Here is a 6115-nt window from a genome sequence, read left to right on the forward strand (position 1 = left end):
ATGTTGAGGCGCTTGCCCTTCCAGAACGAGGTGGTCGCAGCCGAGGTGATGGTGATCCCCCGCTCCTGCTCCTGCTCCATCCAGTCCATGGTGGCCGCGCCATCATGGACTTCGCCGATCTTGTGGCTCTTCCCGGTGTAGAAGAGGATCCGCTCCGTCGTCGTCGTCTTGCCCGCATCGATGTGGGCCATGATTCCGAAGTTGCGGTAGTCTTCAATGTTGTGCGTACGGGCCATAGCGAAAGGCTTTGCTGAAAGAGGTCCGGAGGTAGCTGCCGGTCGATGTGCTGAACGAACGGCGCGGGCGGTTTAGCTCAAACCGCCCGCGCCGGAAAGCGATGGATGACCGGTCTTACCAGCGGTAGTGCGAGAAGGCGCGGTTCGCCTCGGCCATCTTGTGGGTGTCTTCGCGCTTCTTCACGGCCGAACCGCGATTGGACGAAGCATCCAGAAGCTCGCCAGCGAGCTTCTCGGTCATGGTGTTTTCACCACGCTTGCGCGCAGCGGTCACCAGCCAGCGGATGGCCAGGGCGCGGCGGCGCTCGGGACGGACTTCGACGGGGACCTGATAGGTCGCGCCGCCGACCCGGCGGGAGCGGACCTCGATGCCCGGGGCGACATTTTCCAGAGCCGCATGGAAGGTTTCCAGGGGGCCCTGGTCCTTGCGCTTGGCTTCCAGGATGTCGAAGGCGCCGTAGATGATGTTCTCGGCGACGGCCTTCTTACCTTCGTACATCACGTAGTTCATGAACTTGGTGACGACGAGATCCCCGAACTTCGGATCCGGGAGGACTTGACGTTTTTCTGCGCGACGGCGGCGGGACATGTCTTCTTATCCTTACTTAGGACGCTTGGCGCCGTAGAGCGAACGACGCTGCCTGCGGTCCTTCACCCCTTGGGTGTCGAGCACGCCGCGCAGGATGTGATAGCGCACGCCGGGAAGGTCCTTCACGCGGCCGCCGCGGATCAGCACCACGGAGTGCTCCTGGAGGTTGTGACCCTCGCCGGGGATGTAGCACACCGCTTCGATGCCGGTGGTCAGACGCACCTTGGCCACCTTACGCAGAGCCGAGTTCGGCTTCTTCGGGGTGGTGGTGTAGACGCGCGTGCAAACGCCACGACGCTGGGGGCAGCCCTTCAGGGCCGGCACCTTGTTGCGCGAAGGCTTGTCCTTACGCGGCTTGCGGATCAGCTGGTTGACCGTAGGCATATATTCTCTGCGCCATTCCTAGGCTTGTGGGGGCGTGTGCCGTTGGGCCGATGCGCCCCGTTTAAGGGTCGTATTCTTGTTCGGTCTTCGAAACCCGGATCCTAGAACACGAAAACTCGCCGGCGCGCGTCGCTAGAAGCGCTCCGGCGGGCGGGCCGTCTCTTGCAAGACTTTCGAGTCCATCGGGCCTGGGATTAGAATCCCCGGCTTCAAAGGAGCGCGGTTCATACTCGCCCCGGCCGGGCGCGTCAACGTTTGCGCAACATGCGTCCCCGAGCCGGGACAATGGTCACAGTTTCGCCCCCCGTCCACCTCAGCTTGACCTTGGCGAGCCGGAAGGAACCATGGGGCGTAGCTTACGGAATCTCGCAGCGGCTGGTCTGGCGGTGCTGCTGCACCTGTTGGGGCTGATCGCCCTGATCTGGGTGGCGCCCGATCTTCCCCGGCTGCGCGAGGCGCCGATCTTTGAGATCATCCTGGCGCCGCCGCTGGCGTCAACTCGGCTAGGCGCTGCACCTTCGCCAGCCCGGCCCGGTGGCGAGGGCTCCCGACAGGCGCCGGGACCGCCGCCATCCATCGCAAGACCCCCGCCCGTCGCCCCGCCCCCAGCCGTTCCGGATATAGAGGCCCAGGTCCAGGCGGCGCGCCTGCGGGCGGCCCTTCGCCAGACCTTCGGCTGCAGCCAGCCTGACATCGCGCGCCTGAGCGAAACCGAGCGGGCCGCCTGCCTGGCGCGGTTCGCCAGCGGCGCGGAGACCGCCCCCTACCGCCCGCCCCTGATGGCTTCAGACAAGCAGCAGGCCCTGGAACGCGCAGGCGCGCGCAAGGCCGCCGACCGCGCCTATCGCGAGAGCACGACGCCTCCGCTGGGAACTGACACGACCGGCGGCGGCCCGGTGATGAACCCCCTGCCCGAGCTTTAGCGCCGGAGGAATTCTCTTATCAGTTTATCGGCTACCTTAGTTCAGAGGCAGATGCGCCGTCAGGAAGGCCTCAAGGGCTTCAAGCATGCGGATGCGGCTCTGCGGACGGTAGAAATAGTGGTTTTCGCCTTCGAAGAGAACGAACTCCACCGACTTCCCAGCCTGCGTCAGGGCATCATGCATACGCCTGGACTGGTCGACGAGAACAACGGTGTCCTGATCCCCATGCATCAGGAGGATCGGAACCTTCGCAGCCGCGGCATGCGTCGCCGGCGAGGCTGCAGCCATTTGTTCCCGGCTGGCGTCAGCAAGTTGCTCCCGAAACCCAGTAAAGCCCAGAGAGTCGCGGCCCGCCGACCGCACCACCTGGAGCTGAAGCATCTGGAGGTCCGTCACGGGGGCGATCGCAGCCGCACACTGGAATGCGTCAGGGTGCAGTGTGGCGCCTACCAGCGCGGCGTAACCGCCGTAGCTGGCGCCCACGATGCAGACGCGGTTCGGATCAATCCGGCCACCCTGGGCTAGGGCCGCGACTCCATCGAGAAGGTCGGTCTGCATCTTGCCGGCCCATTCGCCTTGACCTGCTGCTTCGAAGTCGGCCCCGAAGCCTCGGGAGCCGCGGAACTGCGGTCGAAGAACGGCATACCCTCGGGTGACGAGGAACTGGGTCAGATAGTCGAAACTGTTGGTGTCCCGGGCCGCCGGGCCGCCGTGCGGCAGGACGATCAGAGCGTGGCGGCTGGCGGCATCATCCCCCGGCGGGAGGGTCAGATAGGCTGGAATTTCCAGGCCGTCCCGCGCCTTGTAGGTAAACCAGCCTGTTTGGCCCAATTCTGCTTCGTTCAGCTCGGGGAAGGCCGCGCCCAGGGGCGACAACTCTTTCCGGCTCCAGTCGAGCAGATACCAGGTGGGTGGGGCATCGGCTGATTGCGCCACCACGAGAAAGCGCGTCCGGTCCTCTGACCAGTCAACCAGCCGGACCTCGCGATCCGCCAGGGCCCTCACAAGCAAGCCATGGACAGCGCCAATCTCCGCGTCCAGATACTGGGCGATCGTCGCCTCGCCACCGGCCAAAAGGGCGACGGCTTGGCCTGTATAGGGGTCACGCACCAGCGCAGGCTCATAGGGACTCGGCGAACCGACCGGCTCCACCGCACCGTCGGACAGGGTCTGACGCACCACCTGCTGGCCTGCGGTCTCGTCCCGCATCAGATAGATTGCGTCCTCGCCGTCCGAGTAGCCGAGATAGCGCCCGCCCGCCTCTTCACGCCACATCTCCGTCCAGCGGCGCTCGCCCTTAGCGCGGGCGAACACTCTTGCCTTTCCGGTTCGGGAGTCGAGGTCGTAGCGCACCCGCGCCTCCCCCGTTGCGTCAGGTTCAAAGAACACCGAATCCACCGTGCCGGGTTCGATCATCCGGCCATGCCCGGTGACCGGATCGGCCCGCCATAGCGACCACTTGAAGATCTCGCCATCGCCCTTCTGGGCGATCCGGGTGTCCACATGCGAGCGGTCGGCCGCCACTTGTAGACCCATCAGAAAAACGGCCGGCGCCTGGCCATGCACGACCCTCGCGACAGGCTGGCTGATGGCGTATCGGCTGGCGTGATCGTTGGACAGCAGCAGAGCGCCGGGCTCGCCGGCCGCACTGACGACGATGTTTCGCTCGAACCGATACTCGCGGCGAGGGCCAAGCTTCTCCCAATAGCCGACCCGCACGATGACATGGTCGTCGCCGGCCCAGCGGATGCCAACGGCCTCGACGTCGCCCAGGGCCAGGGTCTTGCTGCCGGGCTGGTCGATGGTGGCGATGTTCAACGACCGCCCCCCAGCAGGTCCGCCTAACAGAGCGATGCGAGCGCCGTCGGGGGAAATCGCCGCATCCTGGATCGCCTCCAGCCTGGCGAAGGCCGCAATGGGCGGCGCTTCGGCGCAGACGAGTGTTGCGCCCGCGGCCCAGGCCGCGAACGCCAGTACAAACCGGACAAGCATGGAATATCCCCCTCAACCCCAGGTGAGGTTAGCCAGGGCTTGCGCCCAAGGCAAAGCTTGGAGGCGTCTAAAAGACAAAACGGCCCGGAGTCGCCTCCGGGCCGTCTGTTCGTCCTGGTCTTAAAGACCCTGACCTAGTTGTCGATCGTCTCGGCCTCGGCCTCGGCGGCGATCACTTCGGGCAGCGGCTCCATGGTCGTCTCGCGGCTGGCCGCCAGGGCTTCGTCGCGCTTGGCGGCGATGCGCTGGAGGTTGCGCAGGTAGGAGCCCGTGCCCGCCGGGATCAGGCGACCCACGATCACGTTCTCCTTCAGGCCTTCCAGGGTGTCGCGCTTGCCCTGGACCGAAGCCTCGGTGAGCACGCGGGTGGTCTCCTGGAAGGAGGCCGCCGAGATGAAGCTGCGGGTCTGCAGCGACGCCTTGGTGATGCCCAGCAGAACCGGCTGGACGATCGCCGGACGGCCGCCACGGGCCTCGGCCTTGGCGCTCTCTTCGTCCACCTCGATCTTGTCGAGATGGTCGCCCTTGAGCAGGCCGGTGTCGCCGGTCTCGAGGATCTCGACCTTCTGCAGCATCTGACGGACGATCGTCTCGATGTGCTTGTCGTTGATCGGCACGCCCTGCAGTCGATAGACCTCCTGGATCTCGTCCACGAGGAATTCCGCCAGCGCCTCGATCCCCTGAATCCGCAGGATGTCGTGCGGATCGGGGTTGCCGTCGATGATGTACTCACCCTTGCGGATCGTATCCCCGTCATGGACGGCGATATGCTTGCCCTTGGGGATGAGGAATTCGACGGGCTCGCCGCCATCCTCCGGCGTGATCTTGATCCGGCGCTTGTTCTTGTAGTCGCGCCCGAACTCGACCCGGCCGTCCATCTCGGCGATCACCGCGCAGTCCTTCGGCCGGCGGGCCTCGAACAGTTCGGCGACGCGGGGCAGACCGCCGGTGATGTCCCGGGTCTTGGCGCCCTCGGTGGGGATACGCGCCAGAACCTCGCCGGGCTTCACCTCGTCGCCGTCGCCGACCGAGAGAATGGCCCCGACCGGCAGCAGGTAACGGGCCTCACCGCCGTTGGCGATGCGCTTGAAGGCGCCGTCGGCGTCGATCACGCCCACGGCGGGACGCAGGTCGCTGCCCTTGGTGGAGGCGCGCCAGTCGGTGACCACGCGGTTGGAGATGCCGGTGGCCTCGTCGGCTTCCTCGCGGACCGAGACGTTCTCCATCAGGTCTTCGAACCGGACCCGGCCGCCGACTTCCGTGAGGATGGGGGTGGTGTAGGGGTCCCATTCGGCCAGGCGCTGGCCGCGCTTGACCTTGTCGCCGTCCTTGACCTTCAGGCGCGCGCCATAGGGCGGCTTGTAGGACTCGCGGTCCTTGCCATCGACCTGGACGGTGATCTGCAGGTTCCGGTTCATGACCACGAACTCGCCGTCGCCGGCCTGGACCACGTTGCCGCCCGCCACCTTCACCACGCCTTCGTTGGCGCTTTCGAAGAAGGACTGTTCGGCCACCTGGGCCGTGCCGCCGATGTGGAAGGTCCGCATGGTCAGCTGGGTGCCGGGCTCACCGATGGACTGGGCGGCGATGACGCCGACAGCCTCGCCGATGTTCACCGGGGTGCCGCGGGCCAGGTCGCGGCCGTAGCAGGTGCCGCAAACGCCGTTCTTGGTTTCGCAGGTCAGGACCGAGCGGACCTTGACCGACTGGACGCCGGCGTTCTCGACCACCTCGATCATCTTCTCGTCGAGATAGGTGTCGGCCGGCACGATAACCTGGCCGGTGCCCGGATCCTTGATGTCCTCAGCCGACGAGCGGCCCAGGATACGCAGGCCGAGCGAGACTAGCACGTCGCCGCCTTCGACCACGGCGCCCAGGGTGATGCCCCGGGTGGTGCCGCAATCTTCCTCGGTGATGATGCAGTCCTGGGCCACGTCCACCAGACGGCGGGTCAGATAGCCCGAGTTGGCGGTCTTCAGCGCGGTGTCGGC

The 6115-nt window shown here is 66.0% G+C and carries 5 protein-coding genes and 1 pseudogene; 1 reads left to right on the forward strand and 5 read right to left on the reverse strand.

Features of this window, described 5'->3' with window-relative positions; translation table 11 throughout:
• From V7702_RS16320 to rpsL, 3 genes are all read right to left on the reverse strand, one after another.
• The coding region (locus V7702_RS16320) for a GTP-binding protein (protein WP_335651138.1) at positions 1–236 on the reverse strand (236 nt) is incomplete at its 3' end.
• Positions 237–351: 115 nt separating this feature from the next.
• A complete protein-coding gene (gene rpsG, locus V7702_RS16325) occupies positions 352–825 on the reverse strand; it encodes a 30S ribosomal protein S7 (protein ID WP_300572945.1) in 474 nt (157 codons plus the stop codon).
• Positions 826–837: 12 nt separating this feature from the next.
• Positions 838–1209: a 30S ribosomal protein S12 gene (rpsL, locus tag V7702_RS16330; protein ID WP_293317138.1), complete on the reverse strand. Its 372-nt coding sequence runs from the start codon at positions 1207–1209 to the stop codon at positions 838–840.
• 344 nt (positions 1210–1553) lie between these two features.
• Here rpsL and V7702_RS16335 point away from each other — a divergent pair, with 344 nt between their 5' ends.
• Positions 1554–2132, forward strand: a complete 579-nt coding sequence (locus V7702_RS16335) for a hypothetical protein (RefSeq protein ID WP_335651139.1) — start codon at positions 1554–1556, stop codon at positions 2130–2132.
• A 36-nt stretch (positions 2133–2168) separates the two neighbouring features.
• Here V7702_RS16335 and V7702_RS16340 read toward each other — a convergent pair whose 3' ends face one another.
• Entirely contained in the window at positions 2169–4124 is a 1956-nt protein-coding gene (locus tag V7702_RS16340; RefSeq protein WP_335651140.1) for an alpha/beta hydrolase family protein, read from the reverse strand.
• 134 nt (positions 4125–4258) lie between these two features.
• A pseudogene (locus V7702_RS16345) lies at positions 4259–6115 on the reverse strand (DNA-directed RNA polymerase subunit beta'); the annotation flags it as partial.

Origin of the sequence: Phenylobacterium sp., assembly GCF_036963605.1 — a bacterium.
Classification (GTDB): Bacteria; Pseudomonadota; Alphaproteobacteria; order Caulobacterales; family Caulobacteraceae; genus Phenylobacterium.